At 66.3% G+C, this 26917-nt stretch carries 22 protein-coding genes and 2 pseudogenes; 13 read left to right on the forward strand and 11 right to left on the reverse strand.

Translation table 11 applies throughout. The features are described 5' to 3' along the window. Positions 1-192: 192 nt before the first annotated feature. Both AAW51_RS26335 and AAW51_RS26340 read left to right on the forward strand, forming a co-directional pair. Positions 193-639: a type VI secretion system amidase effector protein Tae4 gene (locus tag AAW51_RS26335; RefSeq protein WP_238947699.1), complete on the forward strand. Its 447-nt coding sequence runs from the start codon at positions 193-195 to the stop codon at positions 637-639. After that, positions 636-1019, forward strand: a complete 384-nt coding sequence (locus tag AAW51_RS26340; RefSeq protein ID WP_047196990.1) for a T6SS amidase immunity protein Tai4 family protein — start codon at positions 636-638, stop codon at positions 1017-1019. Before AAW51_RS26335 ends, AAW51_RS26340 begins: the two co-directional genes overlap by 4 nt. Positions 1020-1611: 592 nt before the next feature. On the opposite strand, the gene AAW51_RS31490 is transcribed toward AAW51_RS26340, so the two are convergent. Beyond that, entirely contained in the window at positions 1612-3096 is a 1485-nt protein-coding gene (locus AAW51_RS31490; protein ID WP_083438604.1) for a DUF262 domain-containing HNH endonuclease family protein, read from the reverse strand. A 621-nt stretch (positions 3097-3717) separates the two neighbouring features. Further along, positions 3718-4057 (reverse strand): annotated as a pseudogene (locus AAW51_RS29570) (IS66 family transposase); the annotation flags it as partial. Positions 4058-4075: 18 nt separating this feature from the next. Here AAW51_RS29570 and AAW51_RS26350 point away from each other — a divergent pair. Beyond that, positions 4076-4219, forward strand: a pseudogene (locus AAW51_RS26350) (IS66 family transposase); the annotation flags it as partial. A 77-nt stretch (positions 4220-4296) separates the two neighbouring features. On the opposite strand, the gene AAW51_RS26355 reads toward AAW51_RS26350, so the two are convergent. Next, complete coding sequence (locus tag AAW51_RS26355; RefSeq protein WP_157360072.1) at positions 4297-5109, reverse strand: hypothetical protein; 813 nt, start codon at positions 5107-5109, stop codon at positions 4297-4299. Between the two features lie 565 nt (positions 5110-5674). Further along, a complete protein-coding gene (locus AAW51_RS26360; RefSeq protein ID WP_047196994.1) occupies positions 5675-5920 on the reverse strand; it encodes a helix-turn-helix domain-containing protein in 246 nt (81 codons plus the stop codon). A 531-nt stretch (positions 5921-6451) separates the two neighbouring features. Between AAW51_RS26360 and AAW51_RS26365 the strand changes: the two genes are divergently transcribed. Next, a complete protein-coding gene (locus tag AAW51_RS26365; protein ID WP_047196995.1) occupies positions 6452-7030 on the forward strand; it encodes a hypothetical protein in 579 nt (192 codons plus the stop codon). A gap of 108 nt (positions 7031-7138) precedes the next feature. Here the strand turns inward: AAW51_RS26365 and AAW51_RS26370 are convergent, their stop codons facing one another. Beyond that, positions 7139-8926: a cellulase family glycosylhydrolase gene (locus tag AAW51_RS26370; RefSeq protein ID WP_169788089.1), complete on the reverse strand. Its 1788-nt coding sequence runs from the start codon at positions 8924-8926 to the stop codon at positions 7139-7141. A gap of 24 nt (positions 8927-8950) precedes the next feature. On the opposite strand from AAW51_RS26370, the gene AAW51_RS30550 reads away from it, so the two are divergent. Together AAW51_RS30550 and AAW51_RS26375 are read left to right on the forward strand one after the other, a co-directional pair. Further along, positions 8951-9157: a hypothetical protein gene (locus AAW51_RS30550; protein ID WP_169788090.1), complete on the forward strand. Its 207-nt coding sequence runs from the start codon at positions 8951-8953 to the stop codon at positions 9155-9157. Between the two features lie 446 nt (positions 9158-9603). Beyond that, positions 9604-10239 carry a hypothetical protein gene (locus AAW51_RS26375; protein WP_047196997.1) on the forward strand — a complete coding sequence of 212 codons (636 nt, stop codon included), beginning with the start codon at positions 9604-9606 and terminating at the stop codon, positions 10237-10239. A gap of 49 nt (positions 10240-10288) precedes the next feature. Here AAW51_RS26375 and AAW51_RS28625 read toward each other — a convergent pair whose 3' ends face one another. The 4 genes from AAW51_RS28625 to AAW51_RS26395 all read right to left on the reverse strand — a co-directional run bounded on the left by AAW51_RS28625 (position 10289) and on the right by AAW51_RS26395 (position 15568). Then, a complete protein-coding gene (locus AAW51_RS28625) occupies positions 10289-11284 on the reverse strand; it encodes a hypothetical protein (RefSeq protein WP_053013934.1) in 996 nt (331 codons plus the stop codon). A gap of 141 nt (positions 11285-11425) precedes the next feature. Continuing rightward, positions 11426-11848, reverse strand: coding sequence for a GNAT family N-acetyltransferase (locus AAW51_RS26385; RefSeq protein ID WP_047198344.1), 423 nt, complete (start codon positions 11846-11848; stop codon positions 11426-11428). 454 nt (positions 11849-12302) lie between these two features. Continuing rightward, positions 12303-14378: a glycosyl hydrolase gene (locus AAW51_RS26390; protein WP_157360074.1), complete on the reverse strand. Its 2076-nt coding sequence runs from the start codon at positions 14376-14378 to the stop codon at positions 12303-12305. Between the two features lie 443 nt (positions 14379-14821). Beyond that, complete coding sequence (locus AAW51_RS26395) at positions 14822-15568, reverse strand: hypothetical protein (protein WP_047196999.1); 747 nt, start codon at positions 15566-15568, stop codon at positions 14822-14824. On the opposite strand from AAW51_RS26395, the gene AAW51_RS30305 reads away from it, so the two are divergent. Then, positions 15555-15857: a hypothetical protein gene (locus AAW51_RS30305; protein ID WP_157360075.1), complete on the forward strand. Its 303-nt coding sequence runs from the start codon at positions 15555-15557 to the stop codon at positions 15855-15857. The two genes, AAW51_RS26395 and AAW51_RS30305, sit on opposite strands and share 14 nt — an antisense overlap. A 231-nt stretch (positions 15858-16088) precedes the next feature. On the opposite strand, the gene AAW51_RS26400 is transcribed toward AAW51_RS30305, so the two are convergent. Beyond that, entirely contained in the window at positions 16089-17018 is a 930-nt protein-coding gene (locus AAW51_RS26400; RefSeq protein ID WP_047197000.1) for a LysR substrate-binding domain-containing protein, read from the reverse strand. Between the two features lie 106 nt (positions 17019-17124). On the opposite strand from AAW51_RS26400, the gene AAW51_RS26405 reads away from it, so the two are divergent. Continuing rightward, positions 17125-17763, forward strand: coding sequence for an FMN-dependent NADH-azoreductase (locus tag AAW51_RS26405; RefSeq protein ID WP_047197001.1), 639 nt, complete (start codon positions 17125-17127; stop codon positions 17761-17763). Positions 17764-17785: 22 nt separating this feature from the next. On the opposite strand, the gene AAW51_RS26410 is transcribed toward AAW51_RS26405, so the two are convergent. Beyond that, positions 17786-18586 (reverse strand): hypothetical protein, encoded by an 801-nt coding sequence (locus AAW51_RS26410; RefSeq protein WP_047197002.1) that lies wholly within the window; start codon positions 18584-18586, stop codon positions 17786-17788. 442 nt (positions 18587-19028) lie between these two features. On the opposite strand from AAW51_RS26410, the gene AAW51_RS26415 reads away from it, so the two are divergent. From AAW51_RS26415 to AAW51_RS26435, 5 genes are all read left to right on the forward strand, one after another. Next, positions 19029-21281: a hypothetical protein gene (locus AAW51_RS26415; protein ID WP_047197003.1), complete on the forward strand. Its 2253-nt coding sequence runs from the start codon at positions 19029-19031 to the stop codon at positions 21279-21281. A 65-nt stretch (positions 21282-21346) separates the two neighbouring features. After that, the gene (locus tag AAW51_RS26420) at positions 21347-22681 is read left to right on the forward strand and encodes an OmpA family protein (RefSeq protein WP_053013935.1); all 1335 of its coding nucleotides are present in this window, start codon (positions 21347-21349) and stop codon (positions 22679-22681) included. Between the two features lie 187 nt (positions 22682-22868). After that, positions 22869-25355, forward strand: a complete 2487-nt coding sequence (locus AAW51_RS26425; protein WP_157360076.1) for a choice-of-anchor D domain-containing protein — start codon at positions 22869-22871, stop codon at positions 25353-25355. After that, positions 25352-25852 (forward strand): JDVT-CTERM system glutamic-type intramembrane protease MrtJ, encoded by a 501-nt coding sequence (gene mrtJ / locus AAW51_RS30310; protein WP_047197005.1) that lies wholly within the window; start codon positions 25352-25354, stop codon positions 25850-25852. Before AAW51_RS26425 ends, mrtJ begins: the two co-directional genes overlap by 4 nt. A 53-nt stretch (positions 25853-25905) precedes the next feature. Beyond that, on the forward strand, positions 25906-26910 hold the full coding sequence (locus tag AAW51_RS26435) for a porin (protein ID WP_169788091.1): 1005 nt from the start codon (positions 25906-25908) through the stop codon (positions 26908-26910). Positions 26911-26917: the final 7 nt, after the last annotated feature.

Below are 26917 nucleotides of genomic sequence, written 5' to 3' on the forward strand. Positions count from 1 at the left end.
TGCCAGAGGCCGGCGCCGCAGCTCGAACCTGCCAAGACCGAGGTAGAGCCCCTGCGGGTCGAGGCACTCCCCCAACTGGGTGTATAGCTCCCGTTCGTGATGCATCCGCTCTCGACGTAAGATCCGCCAGAACTTCAGCAGGGAGCGCGCTATATGGGAAGACCATCATTCAGCATGGCATGGGCTACGTTCATGGAGGTGAACGTTCCGGTGGCCATGGTCGGCAAGAAGCTTGGCGGGAAGGTCCAAATGAATGTGGAAGCGAACATCTTCCGCAACGCCTGCCCAATCCGGATGAGCTACGTTCTCAACAAGACCGGTCATCCCATCTCCAGCAACATGGGGTACGCGGCCGTAAGCGGATCGGACAAACGCTTCTACCTGTACCGGGTCAAAGACATGCTGGACTACCTGAACCGCACGTTTGGAAAGCCGGACAAGACCGCGCAGTCGCCCAAGTTGCAGGACTTCGCCGGGATGAAGGGCATTCTTCTGGTGAAGGGGCACGGGTGGGGCGACGCGAGCGGGCATGTCACTTTGTGGGATGGAACCAAGTGCTCGGACACTTGCCACTTGATGTACGACCCGGAGAACGGTGTGTTTGTCCCTGAAACCGCTTATCTGTGGGTGCTGCAATGAGACTGCTCGCCGCTACGACCTTCACCGTGCTGCTTGCTTTCTCCCAGCACACGCCAGCTCAGGAAACCAGCAAGTATTCACAGAAGACGCTTCTGAAGAATTGGGCGATGAGCCGCTGTTTTGCCCAGGCGTTTCCAGAAACGGCGGTGAAGGATGACGCCAACGACACCGCAAGCGGCTACCTCGAGTACGGCAACCAACCGATCGAGGCGTACAACGAACTGGACATCCTCGTTGGCAAATACGTAGCGAGGAAGTACGCCGGTGTCGCCAAGTCCGATTTCAACACGATGAAATGCATTGATCTGTTCCACAGCAAGGAACTGGATCAGCTGGCGAGCAAGTTGGCCAAGAGCGGCGGCAAGTCGAAGGCACCGTAAGGCGGCCGAGGTTTGAGACGCGCCCTGCTTGTCACCGCACCAGGACAGCCGTGCCAACTCTCGATTCAGCACGGTTGGGAGCCTCATCGTGTTGAGTTCCGCATCGTCGTCAAAGACGGCTTCGCCGGTTTCGAGCGAGTGCGGCACTTCAAATTTAAGGCCTGACCCTGTTGCTGAGCATGTATGCAAAAGGTGGCGATACTGATCTAAGGCGTGCTGCGTTCGAGGCAGCCGTTCAACTTGCAGATCGCGGTGCCGAAACTTGACTTGCGAGACGCTATCTGACCCCACTCCTGTGCAGATTTTTTCGTGAGCTGGCCGCGTTGCCGTAATCGCCGAAGTAGGTCGCAAGTGTCAGCGACCAAGGGATGCTTCGGGCACGAGCACAGCGGCGACGAGTATCAAGACTAGCCCGGTCGGAAGGTGCCGCAGCTCGCCGCCAAAGCGAGCTGCAATAGCACCGACGCCATCGATGATCGCCGCCAAGGTATAGGCGAAGGTGGTAAGCGTCCAGCGCCCCATCTTGAAGGGCCGCGGCTGGAAGCGTGAGGATGGTGTCAACCTATTTTTAGAAGTGGACCCCTCGATGGCGCTACTTGATGGCCCAAACCTGGTCGTAAGCAAGCTCAGCCAGATCGTTCGTTCGCTGCTCGATCTCTGCTGCCCCCCAGCTTGTTGCAGCGGCGATTTGAGGCTCCAAGATGTAGCCGTGCTGGATGAGAAGAGCCTTTTTCTGAGCAAAGGAGTTGGCTGCCAAGACCTCCCCGTTGTACTTCGCGGGCACACCCAGCAGATTCCCGATGCTGTGGATGGCAGCACCACCAGTGGACTGAGAAAGTAGGTGTTCAAGCGATTGGCTCTGACGGTCCACATCCACCGCGGGGTTTTGGTGCTTGTAGATTTTCCAGAGGGTGTAGCCGATGATCTCTTTGTGCCTGGCGTTCAAGTAGTTGTGTGCCTTGAATCGAGTGATGAAGGTCTCCCGAGCGGGCGCCTTGGTCTTGATCTTCTTCTTGAACTCGTTGATGCACAGGCCACGAGCATTTGCGTCCGCAGCAGTAGCCAAAGCTCGTGCATGAGCCGCATACATCTTGCTCACACCACCCGAGGACGGCAGGTTGCTGATCGTGGTGTAGAGGTAGTGATACCGCTCCACCAGCCAAAAGATCTCCCTGACCTGTCCGTCTTTGAGCTGCTTGGCACTAAACAGACGCAGCACCGTTAGCAGCAGTGGGTTTGCAATCTGAATGTTGAGAACGTCCGAGATGCACCGAAGCGAGTCTTCAACATCCCGGTTGCCCTTGTTCCAAAGGGCGAGCCGCTCAGGCTCCGCGATCCCCCGGTAAAGATCACTGTCCGTCCTCAGCTCATCGAGCACTGCACGAACGTTGGTGGCCGACACTTCACTCTTGATGGCTTTGAAGAGTTCCTTCTCGGTAGTGAAGGGGTGCTTTGAAAGCCAGTAGTGGTGAAGAAAGGTGGCCATTTGGATCGGCCGGTTTGCCTGCTCCAAAGTGCTCTGCATCTCCACCCAATGATCCTTGGGCCGGTCGATGGCCTTGCCCTTTGAAGGCAGAAGCCTTAGCAGGTGATTTTTCGCCAGGTCTGCGGCCGTGAGGTCTTTTCCACGGGTATTGAGCGTCTCGAAAATCAGATACGCGTCATCTTGGTTATCCAAAGTGATGGAAATTACTTTAAGACCCAAAAGCTTATCCCGAACCCCCTCCAACCACTTTTTGCCAGCAACCTTAACTTTGGCTGGATCAACCTTGGAAGCGGCATCCTTCACTCCCTGATCAATAAAGGAGTAAATGAGCTTGTAGGCAGCACTGATGGCCTTCTCTTCCTCCCCAATGTCAATCTCGGTCTTTTCCTTTTCCAGGCTTTGAATCTTGGCTTGTAGGTAAGGGTAAGACGTCTCCGTTTTGAGCACAAACTGAGCTTGGTCGTTGAGGTCCCGCGTCTCGATCAAGCGATGCACTCCTTTCGCAGGAGCCGCAAAACCGAGGTCGTTGAACTTGTCTCGGATGGCACACAGAGCAATGGTGATGGTCGTTATGCGCTGCTGACCATCCACCAGACCGAAAGAGGAGCTCGAAAGATTGTAGGAGACAAACGCCCCGATGAAGTAATCCTTTTAGAGGTCTGAAGTGCTATCGACCCAGAACTCTTCAACGTTGTCTTCATCCCAAGAGAAAGGCCGCTGAAAGCGTGGAATGAGATAAGTGCCAGACTCCAAGACCTGGCGAATGTCTTTTTCAACACACTGAATTTTCATTATTCCCTCTTGTTGTTAACAAACAGGACATCAGAGCTCGGTAGCCCAAAATGCGTACAAAACATACTTACGGGAGTATCACCTGCATCCCGTAGAATCTGCCCACTCCACGCTCGCAGCATATCAACGCTTGCGAGCCTCCTGTCGAGAACGGGGGGCAGACGCCCTGGAGCGGGCACGTGGTGTGCGACGACTTCAGCGTAAGGGACCAGCGATCCCCATCTTGGCGTGACGGCGCCGGAATGCCTGTCTTCAGGATGGTGTCACTGGCCTCTCACGCAGGGTCGCCTCAAGGGCAATCGGAAATGACAAGGGCCGCAATCGCGGCCCTTGCTTTTTGGGATGACGGTGGCTCTGCGAGAGTGCCTGAGATAGAAGTAGGCGCCCGCCCGTCGCATGCCAACCAGAGCAGTGCGCCGATCACTCTGGTGAGAGTCGCGCCCCGCGATGAGGCAGCAACTCGGCGATGCGGGCTGCTGGCTGTGTTGGCAGCCGCTGCATCACGTCGCGTAGGTAGTGCCAAGGGTCGATGTCGTTGAGCTTGGCGACTAGATCAAGCTCATGAGGGCGGCCGCTCGCTTGCCTGCACGCAAGCTGCCGGCGAACAGCCAGTTGGCGCGCCCGAGTGCAATAGGTCGTATTCGTTCTCAGCCCAATTGTTATCCGCCGGCAAGGCACCGTCGTTGAGGTAACGCACAAGTGTTGTCCAGCGCCCGAGACTGTAGTCGATGGCTTTGGCAGTCGCCGAGCCGTGGGGCACCTTCTACCGATGCAGGCGCTGCTGGCCCAAGGGGTGACCGAGGCGGGCTGGCTGGCGCACGCGCGGCGCAAGTTCTACGACCTTTGCGCGAACAATCGCAGCCAGATCGCCGAGGAGGCCCTTAGATGCTTCGGCAAGCTCTATGACGTCGAGCGGGACGCTGATGCTACGCGACGTGAAACGGGCCTCAGGTATTCAGCGTGACTGAGTTCATATGCCACCGCCTCGTCCTGCTGCGCCTAGGGCAACTTGTAGAATTCGTCGGTGTACCTGCTGGCAATCGGCAGCTCAGCTGCGAGCGCCTTCAGCAGGATGTATCCGCACAAGCTAACGGCCTTCTGCGCAAGCTCCGAGTAATTGGCCCCGGGTCGAGGAGCTAAACCGTGCACGAGCCTGCTCCGCTCAGCATAGACGCTATCCCACTTGCCCTTGAGATGCGCGAGGTCAAGCCGTTCGAATAGCCTCAAAACACCCTGTCGCAAGCTCAAACGATGAAGATTTTTCTTGATCGCGTCCGCGACCTCTAAGCGCTCTTCTTCGCTCCCTAGCGACGAAGTTTCTGCAGAAACTGCTAGTTCAGCCAATAGATGTTTTTGGCTCTCAGTCCACGTTTCCTGCTGTCCGAGCATCTCGACTGCCGAGATGGCAAAGACAATCTGCGCGACCGGCTCCGGACGCATTAGGGCATAGTTAAGCAACAAGATGACCTCCTGCGCCTGTCGTGAAATGGATGCAGCTTGACCATGTAAGTCGGAAGCAAAGGAGAGGAACGTCTGCGGATCTGCCAATACGCCGGCCGTCGCATTCATCGATACGATCTTCACGCGAGGGTCGTCGACAAACACATCTAGGCCGTGAATGTTGTCGCGAATCAGGACTGAGTGCTCCGTCGCCATGTGCTCCTTGACCCCGTATGCAAATGCGACTGTCGGAAGGCCCCGCCCCACATCGACACCAAGTCGCGTCGCGGTGGCGGACAGCTCAACGGCGGATCGGAGCTTGTGGCCGAATTCTCGTGCTTCTTCCTCTGAGACGAAGCCGCGTGCGTTCATAACTAGCCACTCGCTGTCACAGATGGCGCAGTCCCGCGGCGACGGAGTTAGCACCACTTCCCGCCCCGCCACAGTAAAGCAGTATTCAGATGCCTCGATTTTCAGGTATTTTTGAACCCTGAACCTTAATCTTGCGCGGTAGATCTCTGACGTCACAAGGTAAAACCTCCAAGCATTTTAGGTTTAGGGTTGTCCGGCGCCACTACACCACCCGCCCAGTCCAACCCTGACCGTGTACCCTGCCTCTAGCATCCAGAACAACTTGCTGTTCCCGAGGCACGCGTCGCAGCTTCTCGTGGGGGGGTGCGGCAGTCCTGAGTACCGCCGACTTGGCAAAGGACGTTTTCTCACGTCGCTTAGAAAAGGTCGCGCGTTTTTTGGAGAAGAGAGCAGGAAGGAACTCAACTAGGCCAAAATCAGGCTCAAAGTGACCAGGCAGAACAACCTGTACCGGCGCCGGGAAACGCCCGATGCAAAGCGTCCGCCCGGGACCGATTGAGCCCGGCATTGCGGCGGAGCTACTCAGGATCGAACTCCTAACCCAAGAGTGGCACGCCCGCCGATGCTAGGGTGCGGCGGGGCCCTTCTGCTCATCCGGCACGTACTCCATCAACTCCCCCACCGAGCACTGAAAGTACGCACACAGCTTGTCCACCACGTCCGTCCCCGTCACGTGCCCACGGTGGTTCAGCATCTTCGACAGCGTCACCCGGTTCAGCCCCGCTCCGGCCGCGACCTCCTGGACCGTGATCCGGCGGCCTTCGACGAACTGCTTCTGGGCGATCAGCTCAGCGAGCTTGAAGCGGATCATCGAGAGTCCCGAGCAACAAAGTGATAGTCGAAAGCGACATTCGTTCTTGCAAAACGACGAGAAGCGTTTAAGATGAATGCCATACGTCAGCTTCGGAGCTGCGTTTGACACTCCTGCGCATCAAAAGAGGGAGGAGCGTAGCATGCCCAAGACAGGCCCAGCCGGGAAACTGTCCGCTCTGCTGCGGCCGCGCCATCAGCTGCCATGCAGCGCTGGCCGGCATGCCGTGAACGTGACGCGTCAACGGGCGCGGCGGGCCGCGTGGCGTTTTGGCCTCGCCCCCACACATCCGCCACCTCGGCGTCCTCGCCGGACCAAACCGGCCTCGTAGAAGAAGACCAGCGCAGCAGTCGACACCAGCGCGGCGCCGCTCGCCATGAGCGGTGGCGGTGCTGCGCCCTGCTCCGCCACGTCTCACAACTCACTCGCTCGGCCTGCCCTCGGCCCTCTGCCCGCCCTCCAGGTGGCAGGCCAGCGCTCGCCTTCCATCTTTCTGCCACGCCAGCCTTTGCTCACGCTCCCCAGCCTTGCATGACACCCCACATCGCCCTGCGCAGCAGCACCACGTCCCGCTCAGCCGCCCCGCGCGCCACCATCACCACCCGCACCCCGCCGGAGCCGGCCTTCTGGTTCCACATCACCCTGCACCGCACCCTGCCCCATGCAGAGCGACGCCTCTGGTATGACAGGCTGCATCACACCTTGGCCAAGCTCGACCTGGCCGTGAGCACACAACACGCGGTGTCCGTGGTGCTCGGCATCCGCCATGTGACCCACGCGGCCGACCGTCAGCACATCACGAGCTGGCTGATGGATCAGCCCGAGGTCTGGGCCGTGCAGGTGGGCGAGTTGATGCCGTGCCCCGCGCAGCGCAGCCGGCGAGCGTCAGCGTGGTCGCGCAGCCCGGTGCTGAGCCAGTGGGTGGTGACCGGCTTGCCCATCACCGCCTCGCCCAACAGCTTCACGCGGCGCACCTTGCGGCACATCGCGCAAGGCGCGGCGCTGGCTCAGCAAGCGAAGCAGTGGCAACTTCATGGGCTGGGGCGGCCACTATCGCCGCCGCTGGGAGAGGCGGCGTCGATGCCAACCCGCCCGGGCTCAGTTGTATGAGCGGTGAGGCGCGCCCATCACAACCGCCACCCCGGATGCTTCTAACCGCCACCGCCACGCCTCGAGCAGCAACCAGGCCCCGAAGCCCAGGCGCTGCCGCCCTTCACTTCACCCCCTCGACCGCACCACCACCTTGTCCGCCGTCCCCACCGTGCCGCTCGACGCCGCGTTCTTCCGCCCCGTCACCCTCACCCGCACCCGGTGCGCCCCCTGCGTCAACGTCGGCGACACATACACCAACGCCTGCTCCGCCCGCGCCGCCTTGTAAAGGTCCACCGACCGCTCAGGCCCGCCGTCGATGCTCACGCCGACGATGCCATGGTGCGGCGCCACGCTGCTGTAGATCTCAACAGACGTGCCGGTGAAGGCATACGAATACGCCGCCCCAGCCGTGTCGGCATAACGGTCGGCGTTGCGGTACTTGCCCGCGCCGGTGCCGGTCGACCAGCTGCCCTCATACGCAAACTCGCTGTCGTCGTGCTCGGTGGTCTTCACCACGGGTTCGGTCGGCGTGGTCGAGCCCCCCGAGACCACAACCGCCTTGTCGGCCGTCGCCACGGTGCCGGTGGCCGAGGGGTTGCGGGTGCCGGTGGCACGCACCCTCACGGTGTGGGTGCCCGCCGGCAAGGTGGGCGACGTGTAGACCAGCCGTTGCTCGGCCCGCGTCGCGCTGTACAAGTCGACCAAACGCTCCGCGCCGCCGTCGATGCTCACCGCCACGATGCCGTGGTGCGGCGCCACGCTGCTGTACAGCTGCACGCCCGTGCCGTTGAAGCTCAGCGTATAGAAGGCGCCGGCCTCCATCGTGTAGCGGTCGGCGTCTTGGTACTTGCCGGCCCCCGTGCCCACCGCCCACGTGCCGCTGTAGCTGAAGCGGCTGTCGTCGTAGGTGGTCTGCGTCGGGTCCACCGGGCCGGGCGGCGGAGTGGTCTGGCCGGGGATGACATAGGCCTTGGTCATCGTCATCACCGGCGAGCCGGGGCCGTCGGCGCCGCCGCTGTAAGGGCTGCAGCCGTTGTCCGGCGTCGGTGACCAGCCCCAGTACTGCACCCCGGCCGCACCACGCGCCAGATAGGCGTCGTATTTTTGTTTCAGCGCATCCGCACGCGCCTGCGCGCTCATGCACTGCGACAAGCCGATGCCGGTCTCGCCGATGTACAAGGGCTTGTCGAGCGCCTGCATCTTGCCGATCACCGCGGTGAAATGGGGCGACACGATGGTGCGGCTGTCCTGGTAGGCATAGTCGTACTCGTGCACGCTCGCCACGTCGATGTTGGGCCCGCTGTGCACATAGCTGAAGTCGCTGGTGCCGTACACATACTGGGCCTGCGAGCCGGACGACACCAAGTGGTTCGGGTCGAGCGACTTGATCAACGCCGCGGTCTCGTCGAAGAAGGTTTTCATCACGCCGTCGGTCACCGCGGCGGTCAAGCCTTTCGGCTCGTTGGCGATCTCCCACATCGCAATCGCTGGCGAGTCCTTGTACTTGGGCACCACCGTCCTGATCCAGTCGAAGTAGGCGCCGCGGTAGCCACTGCGATACCACTCGTCGGTCTTCAGCGTGCCCTCGCCGCCGCTGCGGCCGTCGGTGTCGCCGCAAAAGCCGGCGCCATCGGTCAGCGCGAAGATGACCTTCTGGCCATACTTTTCGGCCGTCCTCACGACGCGCTCCACCCCCTCCTCGCCGAGCGAGCGGAAGGCCCAGGTGCGCGTGGTGCTCTGCGGGCGCAGCGACGAGAAATACGCATCCATGATGGCCTGGCTGTCGGGTGCGCCGGTGCGGCAGCCGGTCAAGCCGAAGGCGTTCACGCCGACAAACAGGTAGGGCCGGCCGTCGAGCATCAGCGTCTTGCCCTGGCGGTAGACGAAGCCGGGGCGGGCGGCGGCAGGCGACACGTCCGCTGCCGCTTGAAGGCGCCCATGCTGCGCGGCACCGTCCGCTGCGCCCTGTTGCTGCTGCGGGTCGTGCTGCTGCGAGGCAGCCGTTGCATGGCTTCGGTCATCGCCGCCGCCACAGGCGCCGAGCAGAGACAACATCATGAGAGCCGCGGTACGCCGCACGGCGAGCAATGGGTAGCGTTTCAACGGATAGACCTCCAAGAGATGACGGACGAGCGCGGCCGCTAGTCACCAGACGCCGGGACACCACGCCCCAAGCCGCCTGCGAGCAAGGCAGGGCACTTTACGTTGCCGTTCTTGCACGGCTGCTACGAGGCTCCGTAGGCTCGGTAACTCTTGGTTCTCGCGTGCAAGGCCGCTCGCGGCCCTAAGTGCGCGCTTCCATAACCTTTCGCCCATGCGAGATGTGTTCCATCGCGGCCGACACTTCGGGTTGCATCCACCCCCCGTTGTTGCACATGTTCACCGTGACATGGCCTCACTGCCGCGGGCGTCGGCCCCACCCCCTTGAGGGGGGTCGGCTTGACCCCTCCTCACTTGCCTCTAAGGTGTACAGGAGCAACCGCGGGCGCGGCCCTCGATGCGTTAAGCGCTGTCGGAGCGGAGGCGCCTCGCGGTCAGCGGTCTCAACCCTAAGAAGACAGTTCACGTTGGAACAATTAAGAGGAGCTCGAATGGCGAACATGGCAGCGGCACCCGATGGCAGCGAGGTCGCACGCTTGATCCGCGTGCTCGGCACATTGCAGCCGTTCTCGTATGCCAAGGTGAAGAGCCCGCCTGAGGCTTGGTTGGCGCGCTGGTTCACACGGCTGCTGGTCATCGGCGTGGTGGTCCTGGCCCTCGTCGCTGTCATGGCGCTGGTGCACCAGTACCGCAAGCTGCCGCCGGCCGCGATTCAGGTCGCCCTTGTCGCCGTGGCCGTCAGCCAGATCGCCGCCATCCTCGCGCTGTTCGCGCAAACAGGGTCTGGCGCGTGCAGCTTGCTCCATCCGCACCGCCGCCGCAGCGAGTTGCTGGAGCAGGCGTACCAGCACGACCATCAAAACGCTTTGTCGCTGCAGCAGTTCTCCGCCGCCGCCCTCGACGAGGCAGACCCCTGGCTGGAGAAGACGATGAAGCGGCTCGAACGCCGACCGGTGCGGTTCTTCGGCAGCTCCGACCAGCTGGCCTACCAGCGTGATGTGCTGGCTGCGGCACGTGCTTTGAAGCGGGCCTCGGCGCCGCTTGCCCCTGTTGGCATCAGAGGAGGTATCGCGCGAACGCTACCCGCTGCCGCGCTGCATTGCCCCCACTGGAACGCCGCGGCCTGACGGCCTGCCTCTTCCACGACCTGCGTGGCGATGAGAGGGAGGCAGCGGCTCACTGCCCCACCGGCGCCCCGTTGTCATCCCACACATTCCCCGACGCCTGCCACGGCCCATACAACACCATCGCACCGTACTTGGGGTAGCGCTCCCCGGTGGTCGGTGTCACGCCGCGTCCGAAGCGGTTGTTGACCACCCGGTTGTGGGTGCCGGTGCCGGCATCGGCGTTGATCACCCAGCCGCCGCCATACAGCCAGTTGCCCGAGATCAACCAGTTCGAGTTCGGCCCGCGCTCGATGCCCACCTGCAGCGAACTGCTGGGCGACCCGCCGTGGCCCCGGCCGCGGTCCACGATGTCGATGAAGTTGCCGCGCACCGTCACGTTGCTGCCGTTGCCGATCGTCTGCACACCGTCGGCATGGTCGCCGTTGCCCAGGTAGAGGTCGTGGATCCACGACGCTTCCAGCAGCACGTTCTGCTCGGCTTTGACGCCGTCGGCGGTGCCATGGATGTTGACGCGGCGCGCGGTGTAGTTGCCGAACGCAATGCCCGACGTGGCCTTGCCAGCCGACGAGCTGCCGTCGATCTCGCTGTCTTCGATGGTCAGGCTGGCGTTGTCGAACAACCGCACCGGGTAGTAAGAACCGCAGCGGATGCGGGTGCGGCGGATGACCACGCGCGGCGCCTTGACGTTGACACATCCCACCACGTCCAACCCGGTGATCACCTGGCCGGGGATGGTGAGCTGCAGCGGGCCGCTGGGGCGCAGCACGGTGCCGGCGGGCACGCCGGTGTTGTGGGGCCCGGGCCGTGCCAGGGACTGGGGCAGTTCGCGCAGGGACGCCGAGTCATCGGGTGCGCGGGTGCTGGGCGATGCTGCACCGCCGTCGGTGGCGGTGTCGCCGCTCGTGCCACTGTCGCCACCACCCCCACAGCCAGTGGTGACCGCGACCGCCAGGCACCACAGCACGGGCGACCGGCTCGGGCCTCGCGGCGTGGGAAGGCCGTGGGCCGACACGGCAGCAGGCAGGCTCTCAAACGCAGGCTTCATGGCAGTGCTCCTCATCGGGGTGATGGAGCATCACCTTGAGCCGCCGGCACCCGCCTGGCAACCCGGGTGAGCCGGCAACAGGGTGACCGCGCCGCCGTCCGGCGCCAAGGCGCACGTCCGGCTCGAGCCCGCCCTCGCCGCCTACGTTGACACGGCCGGCCGCAGCATCTCGATGTGCGGGATGCCGTCTTCCAGATACGGCTCGCCGACTGGCTGATATCCGAACGCGCAGTAAAACGCCTGCAAATGCGTTTGTGCGCTGATGCGGTTGGCGTGCCCTGGCCACAACCGGTCTAGCCCTGCGACTGCCTCGGCCACCAAGCGCCGCCCCAAGCCCAGGCCGCGCGCCGCAGCGTCGGTCACCACACGCCCGATCGACGGCTCGGCGTATTTGAGGCCCGGGTCGACCACCCGCAAATAGGCCAGCAGCCGCCCCGCCTCGTCACGCCCCAGCAAATGCCAGGCATGCTGATCGAGGCCGTCGGCATCAAGGTAAGGCCCCTGCTCGAGGATGAACACGCGCTGCCGGAGCGCCAGCACGTCGTACAGACCCTGCAAGCTCATGTCGTCGAAACGTTGCCACTGCCAGTGCAGCTGAAGGGGTTGAGCGCCCGGCGTGGTGGTGCCAGCGGCGCAGGGGGTGCGGGGATCGGGGGCGGTCATGCGGCGTGATACAGCTAGCCTGAGGAACCCAAAGCCGGGCGCTGCTGCGGCGCGGCCCTGGGGCCCGTCGCCGGCACAAGCCGCCTCGCCTTGGTTAAGACCTGAACGATACAAGAAAGCCGGCGTCCCTGGGCGGTGTCGCCCGCATGGACGTGACGACGGCCAAGACCAACCACACCGCGCCGTCGGTCTACGAATCCCTCGGCTGGGTACGCGACGAGGTGTTCTTTGCCTACAGCAAGCGAGTCGAGCCGAGCCGAACCTGACCAGCCACGCCGACCCCCAATGAAAACGGGAGCCTTGCGGCCCCCGTCGTGCTTCTCGTCTCAAGCCGCCCATCGGGCGGCTTTCCGTCTTACATCCGCAGCATCACCGGCTCCAGACCCAGCGTGATCTGGCGCGGGTTCGGCAGGATGCTCACCTTGCCTTGCAGCGTTTCGGCCCGGGTCACCTTCCAGCCCGGCAGCTGCACGCGCTGGCCTTCGACCGTCGACCACAGCACGTACCGGCTGTCGGTGCCGCGGGTCAGCTTGAACACGTAGATCTGCTTGTTCATCACGTAGGCGTCGGTCATGCGGGCACCGCGCATCCAGCGCACCATCGCAGCGTAGGCATTGCCGGCTTCGGTCTGGGTCTTGAAGTCGGATTCGACCAGCTTGGCCAGCGGCTCGCTGCTTTCCCAGATGTGGTAGTTGAAGTTGCTGACACCCTTGGCCCACATCATCATCAGCGCACGGGCCGTGGTCGAACGGATCTGCTTCTGGCTCGGCACGAAGCTGCTGCAGGTGGTCGTCAGCGCATCGCAACCGGGGGCGCCTTCGGTGTTCCACAGCGGCTTGTTGTCCACGCCGTAGGCCTTCATCAGATGGCGCACGTTGCTGATCAGCGGCACCAGGCCCTCAGGCGAGGCGTTGAAGTACCAGTGGTAGCCGATCACGTCCACGTGCTGGCCGCCGCCGGCCGCGAGGAAGTTGTTCAGGAAGTTCATGCCCTGGCCGCTGGTGACGCCGGGCGACACCAGCTTGTTGGCGGGGTCGGCGGCCTTCAGCTCTTCGTGCGCGATGCGGGCCAGCTTGACCATGTCCTGGATGCTGCCGTTGAAGTGCGGCTGGAAGTCAGGCTCGTTCCACAGCTCCCAGTACTGGATCTTGCCGGCGTAGCGGCGGGCCAGCGTCCGCACGTAGTTGCGCCAGTCGTCGAAGTTGGTCGGCACACCCGACGCGCCGTAGCCGTACAGGCCCTTCTCACCGGGGGTGCGGGACGCCCAGGTCGGGGTCTGGCCCAGCGTGTACAGGATGCTGGCCTTGGGGTCGTTGCGCTTGACGTAGTCGACGTACATGTCCAGGCGCTTGCCACCGTGGCCGGCCGTCCAGGTCCACACACCGCGGCTGGGTTCCAGGTCGCGCCAGGTGGTGCCGGTGTTCCACAGCCGCACCACGTGGTGGCCCAGCTGGGGGTAGTTCTGGTGACGGCCCAGCTTGTTGATGTGCATGCCGAACAGCGTGTCGGGGATCGGCGCGGTGCTGAACGGGGCCAGCTCGTTGTGCTCCAGCTGTTCGATCTTGACCTCGTCGATCCACAGCAGCGCGTCGGGCGTCGTCGTCGAGACGCGCAGCGTGCCGGCGACGTCGGCCGGGTAGGTGCCGGTGATCTCAACCTTCTGCCAGGTGGAGTTGACCTGGATGGTCTTGGTGCCGAAGGCGTCCCACGGCGGGGCCTCGCGACGCATCTGCACCGTCACTTGGGCCGGCTGGTGGCTGCGGACGTACAGCGTCGAGCGATAGGTCTTGCCCTTGCCGAAGGCATAGGGGTAGGTCAGGTGGGTCTTGGCGGTGTCGTGGCCGACGACGAAGAGCTGCGAAGCACCGCCGCGGAACACGTATTGGCTGCGGGTTTCACGCTGCAGCTTCCAGCTGGGGGCGCCAACGCCCCAGTAGTTGATCTTCCAGCCCGGCGCGGTGGCGGCGAAGGTGGTTTCCATCGACGACGAAGCGAGCACGGTGGTCTTGACCGCGCGGCCGCCGGATTCGGGCAAGGCCACGGTGGCGCTGGCCGCGGTCAGCATCTCGGTGGTCGCCGCCACTTCGGGCAGGGCGAGTTCAGGGCGCACGGCAAACGCGGAGGCGCGGCCGAACGATTCGGGGTCTTCGGACGAGAACACGGCCGGCTGGTCGGCCGCTTCACGCGACTCGTAGGCCGACAGGTCGGCGCTGTCGTCCGATTCGGGCGACTCGATCGCCTCCAGGGCCGCAGAGGGCTCGTACGACTCGGCCGCTTGCGCGGCCTCGGAGACCGCGGCCACCGACACTTCGGTGCTGCTAGCCGCTTGATCAGCAGTTTGGCCTTCGTCGCCACCGCCGCCACAGGCGGTCAACACAGCGGCGCACAAGGCGGAGAGAACGGGAACCCAACGTTGGGTGGTAGCAAACATCTTTTTGATTCCTGAGGAGCGTTTCGGGTGCTGCCCGGCGCGCGGTCATACGACCTCAGCACGCTGAGCGAGCAGTCGGAAAGCGGGGAGACGCATCTCAGGCGGCGATGGCATCGAAGCGAGTTCGATGCGACGTGGAACGTGGTGTCCTGCCTGTGCCCCACAAGGCGGGCGGCGACAGACTGGCGTCTGTGCGTTGTTAGCCCGTTGCGATAGGGAGAATTCTGGGCCCTCAGGCGGCCCAGAAACATCGGTGCGTCTCGGGGAAGAATGTCAGGACGAGGCTAGGCCGTGTCAGGTTTTTTTGGACATGACGACACAGGCAGAGGCTGAGGCCCGACGTATTGACAGCGCGCTTTTTGGCGGTAGATGCGCACAGATGCAGGCCTGAAGACGAAAGAGCATGTAACAGAGGCGCCTTGCTGAGGCGCCGCCGGCGGGCATCAGACGATGCGGCAGGGCATGCAGTTGGCGCGGCCCGCGTCCTCTTCGTGCAGCCGCGCCTTGACGCGGTCGGCGAACTGGTCGAGCGGGCTTACCAGCACATGGAAGCGCTCGTAAGGATCGGCGGCGTCCTGCTCGCTGCGCTTGCCTTTGAAGCGGCCATCGGCCAGCCAGAGATCGGGCTGGCTCAGGTCCATCTTCTCGTAGTTCCCGCCGCTGCCGGCCGGTGGATGGATACAACCGTTGTTGCTGCCGACCGCAAAGCCGTTGCCCAGGCTGACCATCGAGTGGCGCGAGTGCGGTGGTTGGTGGGCCGCCGTGGGCGCCTCGAAGCTGATCGCGAAGCCGGGCGGCAGGTTTTTGAAGTCGGTGGCGCTCGTAATGCGGGGGCTGTTGGCCGGCACCAGGTCACGCGCCTCGCTCTTGAAGCGGCCGTCGTGGCCCGGCAGCGATTGGTAGCGGTTCAGCTCGTTGCGGGTCAGCAGCCCGGCCGCCACCGTCATGTTGCGCGTGGCCTGCTTGCATTCGAGCGCGCCCTCCACCAGCGCGGCCTGGCCCTGCCGCACTCGCGCCTGGCCTCGCGCGTCAGGGGCCTCGCGCCGTTCGCCGACCGGGTTGTTCGGCGCGGCTTGGGACATCGCGATGTCATCGGCCAGCTGGGCGAGTCGCTGGCGGGCCTGGGCCGCGGCCGGCGGCTCGCCTTGTGTAAGGGCCTGCCAGGTGGCGGGCGGGGTGGTGGTGGCCATCGTGGTGGAAACCGGGTTTCCACCGGCAAGCGCAGAGGGCCCCGCCGCCGTCGAAACACCCGGCAACTGCCCGAGGCGCGGCGGCACGTCGAGCGCACCGGGCGACGCCGGGCGCCCAGGGGGCCGCGGCAAGCTCGCCATCGCGTGCTCGGATTGCGATGACCTGGGTCGTATGCCGCCGGGCGCGCCCTGCATTCCGTCCAAGGCGGAGCCCGCGCCTTCGTGCGTGCGCTGGCGTGCAATGGTGCTGGAGGTGGGGGCGGTGGAGTTCCAGGCCTTCATGACGTGATGAGGTGAGAGCGGTCGTCGTCGAGGGCTTCCAGCCCTCACCCTGCCGGCACGCGCTCAACGCGCGCCGCAGCGGCGCGGGTCTGCAAAAAGTCAGCCGGCGAGGCGGCCGCGCTTGGAGGTCCAGCATGCCGGCCGCGGCGCCGGGCCGGCGTCGCAAAACGGTCGTTGGCGTATGGCAATGCGAAGTGTCGCGCCCGGCCCCGGGCAGGGGCTCCAGCGGCGCGCGACGTCACCGCGCGTGGGCCAGCTCACCGTTGGTCTGCCGCTGCGTCGTCGCCGCCGCGACCTCGGTGCTCAACCAGTCCAGAAAGGCCCGCACCGGCGGATGCCGCTCGCGGCCCGGCACGCACAGCGCGTGGTAGCTCGCCCCCGGCACGCTGATGTCGGGGCGGCACGGCTGCAGCAATCCGACCGCGACGCTTTCCGACACGAGCAATGAGCTGAGCAGCGCCAGGCCCTGCCCGGCGATGGCGGCCTGCAGGGCGAAGCTCTCGTCTTCGTAATCGAGCAGGCGCACATGCTCGAGCCAGTCGACCCCCGCCGCCTCGCCCCATGCGGCCCACGCCTGCTGGTACAGCACCGAACCCGGCCAGCTCACGCTGATCAAGGTCGACGGCCGCCGGCCCGCCTGGCGTTGCAGCAGCGCCGGGGCACCATAGACGCTGAAGCGCTCCTGCAGCAGGCGCTGGCGGTGCAAGCTGGGTTCGTCGCCGCCGCCGTAGCGCAACACCAAGTCGATGCTGGCATCACGGTGCAGGTCGATGACCTGGCATTGCGGGTCGAGCCGCACGTTGATGTCGGGGTGGGCCGCATAAAACCGGCCGAGGCGAGGGATCAGCCACAGCGAGGCAAATGACGGTGTGGTGGACACCGTCAGCTGCCCGGCGCTGGGCCGGGGGCGCAACTGCCCCACGGTCTGCGCAATGTCGAGCAGCGCGGCATGGGTGCTGTCGAACAAGCGCTGGCCGCACTCGGTCAAGCGGACCTTGCGCGGCAGTCGCTCGAACAGCGGCACGCCCAGCCAGTGCTCGAGCGACTTGATCTGGTGCGACACCGCCGTCGGCGTCACCGCCAGTTCTTCGGCGGCCGCCTTGAAGCTCTGCAGGCGGGCCGATGCCTCGAAGGTGCGCAATGCGGTCATCGGCAGGTTTTCGAACATGGGGCGTCACATGAGTTCAATTCATCTTAGCTGACCAAATCTCGTTTGAGACAGGTCGCTCGCCTTCCTAGAGTAGCCGCTTGTCGTCAAGGAAGGAGAGTTTGAGATGAATCGGGTTCTGCTGGTTCATGGCAGTCCGCGCGGCGGACGTTCGCACTCGCGACGTTTGGCCGAAGCGTTCGTGCAGCGCTATCTCGACACCCATGCGGGTGCCACGGTGTGTCGACGTGAAGTGGGCCGGGCCACGGTGCCGGCCCTCACCGAAGCCTGGGTGGCCGCTGCTTTTCATCCGACGCCGGTGGCCCGCCCCTTGCACATGCAGGCCGACCTGGCGGTGAGCGACGAACTGGTCGACGAACTGCTGGGCCATGACCGGCTGGTGATCTCCACGCCGATGTACAACTTCGGCGTGCCCAGCGGGCTCAAGGCCTGGGTCGACCAGGTGGTGCGACCCCACCGCACTGTCAATGCCGTGAGGCAGAACGACGCGGTGACCTACCACCCCCTCGTGCACGGCATGCGCGCCCTGATCGTGACCACGCGCGGCGGCCACGGTTTCGGGCCGGGCGGCGACTACGAGTCGGCGAACCATGCCGACCGCTGGTTGCGCACGGCGCTCGGCTTCATCGGCATCGACGATGTGCAGGTGATCGCCGCCGAACGCGATGAAGACAGCCCCGAGGTGTTCGCCGTCGAGTACCGCATGGCCGAGGCGGAGCTGCAAGCGCTCGCCGGCACGTGGTAGGCCGCGAAGGCCAGGGGCTGACTCAGGTCGGCATCGCCTGCCAGACGCTGGAACGCGGCGCCTTGTAACGCGTGATGCACGCGTACGGGATCGGGGTCAGGAACGACACTTCGTCGCCCCGGCTCGAGATCGCCAGGGTCTGCGACGCGTCGATGGTGTCGCCGTCGAGCACCACAAGGGGGTTGATCGGCGACGTGCATTCCAGCGAAGGCGGGTTGGACGTCAGCACATTCCGAGTTGTCAGCGTGTTGAGCGAGGGGAACGTCATCTCGTAGATGTAGCCGTCGGCGTAACCGCCGCACTCCTCGGTCAGGTCGGTCGAGATGTGCACCGTGCTGCGGTTCTTCTCGATCTTGACCTGGCGCACCAGGTCGATCAAGGACATGGCCGCGTTGCTGCCGTTGATGGCATCCTGCAGGCCCTTGGCCTGACGCGGCAGGTCGACGCTGTCACGCGTGCCCATGAAACGCTTCAGCAGGGTACGCGCCTGCTCGGCGCTCAACGACGCCCAGGCCGTGAAACCATTGCGCAGCTCTTGCGGGGGACGGGTGTCGCCGCGGTAAAACTTGTAGCCGCCGGGCGCTGCCGCGGCCACCTCCGACGCGGCCTCGCCCAACGCGGGCTTGGCCACCAGCTTTGGCGGTTTGATCGGCACCGGCGGCTTGACCCGTTCGGGCACGACGGGTGCGGGCGCACCGAGGCGCGCGGGTTGGCCGGGCAGCGTGCTTGGGAGCACGGTGCCGGTGCCGCGCTCGCATTTCAAGCACTTGCGGCCGGAACCCGCCGGGCCGGGGCACCAGGCGGCATTGTTGGGACAGGGCATGAGGAAAACTCCTTGCAGCTTCTGATGATGTGACCGATGTCTGTGTGAGGAAACTCGCACACAGGCAGCGCCTGACCGCAGCCATCGGCCACCCGAAATGGTGGGTGTGGGCGCCGCGCCCACGCGGTTGCGCCCCGGCAATGCCGAGGTTCGCTCGGTGCGCAAATGCCGCACGCAAAGGGCGCGAAGGTGGCGACCATAGAAGCGAAGCGCGCGCGGCGGTACCCCTAACTTGTCGGTGCGCGCCGCCGCAACGCCCCCCTAACTCTTGGGAAGGAGTGCACGCGACGTCTGTCGTACGCTCGCGCGGCATGCGCGGCCGGCTTTGCGTCGGGCCGCCACACACTACAGACAGTCAGCCGCGAACAGGCGTTGCCGTCACCCACACGTCCGGCGCGAGACCTGGGTGCGCAGCACCGCCGGCCGGGGGGAACAGACCAATATGAATCAGAACCACGAGGGACACCCCGGGCGTCGCACCCGGCCCGCCACCACCTTGCTGCTGGCGCTGCTGGGCGGCCTCGGCCTGGCCAGCCTTGCCAGCTGCGGCGGCGGGGGCGGCAGCAACGAACGCGACAGCGGCCCCGAGCAGACCTACCTGAGCGTCGAAGCACAAGACGCCGACGGCGACACCTTGCGCTATCAATGGCGCGTGACCGGCGGCACGGTGGACAACCGCAACGCCAAAGAGACGGTCTGGACGCTGCCCGACGGCCCGGGGCTGCATTTCGCCTACGTCAGCGTGTCGGACGGCAAGGGCGGCCATGTCGAGCAGCAATACGCCGTGGCCAGCGACGCGCTCGACACCCCCGCCCCCACCCGCGCCCCGGTGCAACACGTGGCCCCGGCGGTGGCGGAGGTCGACGGCGGCACAGTGCGGCTCACCTTCCAGTCGGCCGACGCGACGCTGTTCACGCCGCCGCAAGGGGGTGCCGCGGCACGCCGTGCCGTCTACCTGCCCGACGTGCAGGTGGAGGTGCTCGACGCGTCCAACACCCAGGTGTATGCCGGTGCCAGCGACATCGGTGGCGAGCTGGGCCTGCCGCGCCTGGCGCAAGGCCAGACCTACCGCATCCAGTGCACCAGCACGCCGGGCACCGCCTTGCGCCGCTGTGGCGAGGTGACGCCCGGCGCCGGGTCGACCGCGCTCACGCTCGACCCCGCTGTGCCCGACAGCCGCAACCTGCGCCTTTACGGCCACGTGGCGCTGGCCGACGGCAGCGTGTGCGGCGTGCAGAACGAGTTCTTCGGCGTGCAATCGGCCGCCACCGTGCAGCTGCTGCAGCTCGACGGTGCGGCGCTGACGCCGCCCTTGCGCGTCAACCGCTATGGCGACTACGCGCTCGACGCGGCGGTGCCGCTCAACGGCAAGCTGCAGCTGCGCGTGGCCTGCGAGGGTGTGGTGCGCACACTCGACGTGCCGGCGCCCCGCAACGGCGGCTACCTCGCCAGCCAGCCGGTGGAGCTGTCGTATGCCGTGCCCAACACGCGGCCGCGCATCCGCAAGATGGTGGCCAACGGGCCCGACGGCAACGTGCGCGGCCAGATGATCGAGCCCGAGTCTGGCGCGTCGTCGAACGGCCTGCCGGGCAGCGAGCAGTTCCTGACCTACAAGGGCAAGGACACCAAGCTGAGCAGCTGCATGTACTACCGCTCGATTGGCGCGGTGGGCGGCTGCGACGCGCAGGGCAATTTGCAACAACCCATCTCGCTCGACGACTGGAAGCGCCAGCACAAGTTCAAGCCCTATGCCGCCGGCAACACCGAGGTCGAGGCCGTCTACATCAACAAGATGGACCTGAACCTGGTGCGCCGCATGGTGGCCACCGACGTCGCGGCCGACCACAAGGCCTTCTACGTCTGCAACCACCCGGGGCCGGAGGGCCGCACGCAACGCGAGGTGGAGGACGTGATCGCCACCGCGCTGGACGACGAGAAGCAGGTGGCCTGCGTCGCGATGGAGTGGTCGGTGACGCCGGGCACAAATGGCGATCGGCCGTTCACCAAGTTCCTGACCTTCGGGCCGGACGGCGCGCTGATGGCCTCGGTCAATCTCGACGGCCGCGGTGAAAAATACCTGCCGGGCGCCTGCGTGGCCTGCCATGGCGGCACGCAGTACAGCGGGCGCTTCCCCGAGAAGGGCAACCCCTCGCCCAACCTCGGCTCCAACTTCCTGCCCTTCGACACCGCCAACTATCTGTTCTCGACCAAGGGCGGGCTGACCGAGGCGGCGCAGAGCGACGCGCTGCACCGGCTCAATCAACTGGTAAAAGCCACCTCCCCGGCGCCGGCCACCGTCGCGCTGATTGACCACTGGTATGCCGGCGGCGGCACCACGCTGAACAAGGCGTATGTGCCCGACGTGTGGCTGCAGGCCGATGCGCAGCCGGCCACGGCTGGCGCGGCGACCTTCTACCGTGAGGTGATCGCCACCTCGTGCCGCACCTGCCACACGGCGATGCGCGAACCCTTCGACTGGGACTCGCGGCTGCCGCGCCCGGTCGGCGCGCCGCCGCTGCGCCATGTCTGCGGCGGCTCGGCCGACCTCGCGCTCAACGCCTCGATGCCCAATGCGCTGATCTCGCACGACCGCCTGCTGGACCGGGCGCGCAGCGACGCCAACCTGGCCGCGCTGATGCGCACCTTCCTCGGCTGCGAGGCACCGGCGGCCGACCCCGTTTATCCGAAACGCTGACACCTCACCGATCGACTGCCCCTCGCGCCGCCCAGCGTGCGGCGTCGGGCTGCAAGGAGTGTTGAATGAAGATCCGCCTGCCCAGACGTTTTTGCCTGGTCTCCCTCGCCGTGTCGCTGGCGCTGCTCGGCGCCTGCAGCAACGTCGGCCCGTCGGCCCCTGCCGTGACGGCGCCGCGCGCGGCCACGGCCCCGGCCCCCGTCGCCGCGGCCACGGCCAGCACCACCACCCCCACCAGCGTGCCACCGCTGCCGGAGGTCGCGTTGCCCGCCGACGCCCAACAACTGCCCGACGACAAGCTGCAGCCGGTCCGCTTCGAAGACGCGGTGGCGCGTGCGGGCGAGCAGCTGTTCCGTGAAGCCAAGCTGCGACTGGGCGGTGAGCAACGCACGCTGGTGATCGACCCGTTGATCGACGCCAACACCGGCGCGCAGACCACCAGCACGGTGCGCATGGGCGAGCAACTCGAGACCCTCGCCAAGTCGGGCAAGCCGGGCTGGCAGGTGCAGCCGCTGACGCGCAAGGCGCTGGCCACGCAGCCGCTGCTGCTGATCGGCACGGTGACGCCGATCAACACGCGCCGCAGCATCGACACGCAGCCCGACGCCTTCCGCATCTGGGTCACGTTGATCGACCTGCGCACCAAGCAGGTCATCGCCAAGCGGCTCGACCGCGCCAGCGTCGACAGCGTGAACGCCGAACCGGTTTCCTACTTCCGCGACAGCCCGACCTGGCACAAGGACAAGACGGTGCAGGGCTACATCAACTCGTGCCAGGTCAACACGCGCGTGGGTGACCTGGCCGACCCGGAGTACCTGGCCCGCCTGCCGGCCGCCGCAGTGCTGAACGAGGCCACGCTGGCCTACGGCCAGGGCGACATCCCGACCGCCAACGGTCTCTACAAGGAAGCCCGCACGCTGGCCGAACCGGGCGACCTGCGGGTGCTCAACGGCCTCTACCTGACCAGCTGGAAGCTGGGCCAGCGTGAAGCCGCCAAGGAGGCCTTCAACAGCCTGGTGGCGTCGGGCCTGGAGTCGAAGCGGCTGCCGATCAAGCTGCTGTTCCAGCCGGGCCGCACCAGCTTCATCGAGGTGGGCGACCTGATGCAGCAATACGAGGTGTGGCTGAGTTCGCTGTCGAGCACGGCCGGCGCGGTGCCGGCCTGCATCAACGTGGTGGGGCACACCAGCCGCACCGGCAGCGCACGTGTCAACGAAGAGCTGTCGCGCCGGCGGGCGGAGCAGGTGGTGCGGCTGCTGGAACAGCGCAACCGCAGCCTCGGAGCCCGGCTGAGCGCCAAGGGCGTGGGCTCGCGCGAGGCGCTGGTGGGCCTGGGCACCGACGATCTGCGCGATGCGCTCGACCGGCGGGTCGAGTTCCGCGTGGTCGATTGCGTGTGAGCAGAGGTCGGGGCGGGCCTGGTCGGGACTAAAAAGCCGCGGACCATCACGAGAGTCGAACCGACCCACACAAACCCATAAACAAACGGGCGCAACGATGAAGGCGGGAGGGGTGCACATGGGTGCCGAAGCATCAACGGTGGCGACAGGCGTCACCAGGGGCGCCCTGTGGCGCAAGGTCCGCGGTATGCGCGCCGGGCTGGCTGCGGCGGTGGCGCTCGCGGCTCAGGCGCTGGCGCCGCAGACGGCCCTCGCGCAGGCGGTGACGCTGCCGGACACGGCCTACAGGGCCAAGTGCATAGCGTGCCACGAGTATCCGGTCCGCGTGCTGAGCACGGGGGCGAGCCCGCTCGGCTACGGCAAGATCATCGGCAACGCCAAGATCGACGGCACGGTCGCGCAGATGCGCACCGCGATGCCGGCCGCCTACGCCTACAACCTGAGCCCGGAAGCGATCAGCGACGCGGAAGTGGCGCAGGTACAGTCGTTCCTGCGCATGGTGCGCGACCTGGTGGTGATCCCATCGGTGCCGGCCTTCCCGACCACCGTGGCCGGCACGACCAGCGGAGCCCCAGGCACTATCACGATCGCCAATGCGCGGGCCGCCGCGGTGCCCTACAGCTATAGCGTCACCGGCGCGAATGCCGGCGACTTCTCGGTGTCGGCCTCGTGCACCGGGGGCTCGGTGCCGGCCGACAACACCGACACGCCTTGCACGCTGACCGTGCAGTTCTCACCCAGCGCGGCGGGCGTCAGCGGCACGCGCAGTGCCACCCTGGTGCTGAGCTTCACCGGCACCAGCGGCGACCCGACACCGCCGACGCGCAACATTCCGCTGCAAGGCGACGCGCAGGTGCTGGCACCGCAGTTCAGCATCTCACCCACCGGCCTGACCTTCTCGGCGGTGGCGGGGGCCAGCACCACCGGCACCGCCACCATCACCAACGGCGGCAATGCCAACCTGGTGCTCGGCACGCTGAGTTTCAGCGGCGCGCAGGCCAGCGACTACTCGTTCGGCGCCGGCAACCAATGTGTGGCATCGGGTGTGTTGACGCCGGGCAGCAACTGCCAACTGGTGGTGCAGTTCGCCCCCCCGGCGGCCGGTGCCCGCAACGCCAGCCTCAGCATCACCCACAACGCCAGCGGCAGCCCGCAGGTGCTGACGCTGGCGGGCACCGCGACGCCGGCGCCGCAGCCCGCGATCGAACTGAGCGTGGCGTCGGTCGCGTTCGGCGACACCCAGCTGGGCAGCACGGCACAACGCTCGTTCACGGTGCGCAACAGCGGCCAGGCACCGCTCGGCTTCACCAGCTTCACGCTCGGTGGTGCGGCGGCCGGCGACTACACGCGCGGCGGCACCTGCACGACGGGCACGCCGCTGGCGGTCGGGGCCACCTGCAGCGTGACCCTCAGCTTCACGCCGGGCGCGCTCGGCTCGCGCTCCGCCACGTTGTCGATCGCCTCGAACGCGAGCAACGGCACCGCCAGCGTGCCGCTGAGCGGGTCGGGCGTGCCGGTGCCGGCTCCGGCCGTCAGCCTGTCGGCCGGCAGCCTCGACTTCGGCTCGCAGACCGTGGGGGGGATCTACCCGGCACGCAGCGTGACGCTGACCAACAGCGGCAACCAACCACTGGTGTTGACGTCGCTGGCGGCCAGCGGGGCCGGCTTTGCGCTGACCACCGGGTCGCCCTGCCCGGCGACACTGGCCGCGGGCGCGAGCTGCACCGTGTCGGTCGGCTTCACGCCCACCGCGGCCGGCACCGATTACGCCGGCGCCATCGACATCGTCAGCAACGCGCCGGGGTCGCCCCATCGTGTGGCGCTGGCCGGGCGCGGCACGGTGGACGCAGTGCCGGCGCTGGTGTGGTCGCCCGCGGTGGCCCGCATGAGTTTCGGCGACGTGTCGGTGGGCACGGTGTCGGCGGTGCAGTCCGCCACGCTGACCAACCAGGGCCCGGGCGGCGCGGTGCTGCACATCGCCAATGCGGTGGGTGTCGGCGCGTCGAGCTATTCGGTGACGCTGGCCGGTTGCACCGTCGGCCAAGTGATCTTCCAGGGCCAGAGCTGCCAGGTGAACGTGCAGTTCACACCCGACGGTGCCGGCGAGAAGACCGCGACGGTGCAGGTGGCCAGCTCGGGCAGCCACCCGCCGACCTTGACGCTGCAAGGCACCGGCCTGGCGGCACCGGGCGCCGGCCTGGCCGTGTCGGCCACCGCAGTGAGTTTCAGCGGCACACAACAGGGCAGCCGGTCGCTACCGTCGGAGCTGACGCTGAGCAGCCGCGGCACCGGCAGCCTGCGGGTGACCGGGCTCGAGGTGCAAGGCCCCTACAACGTGCAGAACAAGTCGTGCCCCACCCTGCCCTTCACGCTGCCGCCCGGCAGCGAATGCACGCTGAGCATCACCTTCGAACCCACCGGCACCGGCGCGGCCGGCGGTGTGCTGAGCATCACCAGCGACGCCAGTGCGACACCCCAACAGGTGACGTTGAGCGGCGAAGGCACGCCGGCCGCCGACACCTCGGGCGGCGGTTGCTCGCTGGTCGAGGGGGACACGCTGGTCGACCCGACCCTGTGGGCACTGCTGCTGGCAGCCGGCGGCGTGCTGGTTTGGCGCCGGCGCGAAGGAGCGGCCGACGCCCGCGCGTCGCGGCACGGCGGAGCGCGGACGTGATCGCACGCAGCCACGACTGGAGCGCTCCGTATGGCAGGGCCGCGGCTGCGCTGCTGCGTGCCAAGCCGCACGTGATGCAAGGCCGGCCGGGCCCGCGGCCGGCGTGGCCGGCCGCTGCTGCTGCGGCGGCGGTGTTGCTGGTCGCGATGACAGCCGCCTGGTCGACCGGGCAGCCGCCCTTGCGCGCGGCGTTGCTGGTCGCACTCGTGCCGCTGGCCGAGGAGATCGTGTTCCGCCGCGGTTTGCAGGAGACGCTGCTGCGCCGGGGAGCGTCGCCGATGGGGGCCAACCTGCTCACGGTGTTCGCCTTCGGCGCCGCCCATGCGGCGGTGCGCGGCGACCTCGCCGGTGCTGCCGTGGCGTTGCCGGCCTTGTGGATCGGCGCGCTCTATGGCCGCACCCGCCGCGTGGCCCCCTGCGCCGTGCTGCATGGCGGCCTCAACGCGCTGTGGCTGGCCGCGCCCGCCCTGCTCGCCCACGTCCCGGCGCTCGGCTGATGACCATGGGCATCCCACATCTTTCCATCCGGAGGGCCGTCTTCGTGCCTCATTTGTCCCGATCCGTTTGCGCCGCGTTGTGCGCATTGAGCCTGGCAGCCTTCAGCGGCGGCGCGCAGGCCCAGACCGATGTGTCGTTCCACGGTGTGCTCGATTTCTCTTACGGGCGCTTCGAACCCAGCGGCACGATCCGCGAGCACCGCTACAACAGCAATTCGATGACGGCCACCCATGTGGGCATGACCGCGAAGCACGGCTTCGACGGCGGCTGGACGCCGGGGGTGACGCTCGAGACCTTTGTGCGGTTGGAGAAGCTGCGCACCGGCCGCACCAACGACGACCCCTTCTTCTCGCGCAATGCCTACGCCTTTCTGGGCAGCGACTACGGCACGCTGCGCCTGGGCCGCCAGTTGACGCCGCTGTTCGACAGCACCACCCGCTTCAACGCGCTGGCCAACTCGGTGTCGTTCTCGCCGGCGGTGCGGCATCTGTTCGGCAGCGGCGCGCTGGAAGGTGCACAAGGCGACTTCTATTGGAACCGCGCGGTCGGCTATGTGTCGCCCAACCTCGACGGCCTGGTGGCCAACGTGATGTATGCGCGCGGCCCGTCCGAGCTGAAGGGCGATTACAGCGGCGGCAGCCTGGTGTACTCGCGCGGGCTGTGGGCGGTGTCGCTGGCGGCGCAGGACGTGCGGGTGCGTGACGACATCGACGATGGCATCGATGAACAGGTGTGGCAGTTGGGGGCGGCCTACAACTTCGGCTTCGCCAAGCTGTTCGGCCTGTACACGCAGACCCGCGACCGCGAACTGGAAGTGCGCAGCAAGATCGCCTCGACCGGCTTGTCGGTGCCGGTCGGGCCGGGCAGCGTGCTGGCGCAGGTGGCCTACACCACCGCCGAGGGGCCGGCCGTCGATCGCAAGCACACGACCACCAGCGCGGCTTACCTGTACGCCTATTCGAGCCTGACCGATTTGTATGTGGTGGGCATGGACGACCGCGTGCGAGGGCAGACCAAGGGGCAGTCGGTGGCGTTGGGGGTGCGGACGCGGTTTTGAGCGGCAC

It is taken from the genome of Caldimonas brevitalea, assembly GCF_001017435.1.
Lineage (GTDB): Bacteria > Pseudomonadota > Gammaproteobacteria > Burkholderiales > Burkholderiaceae_C > Caldimonas > Caldimonas brevitalea.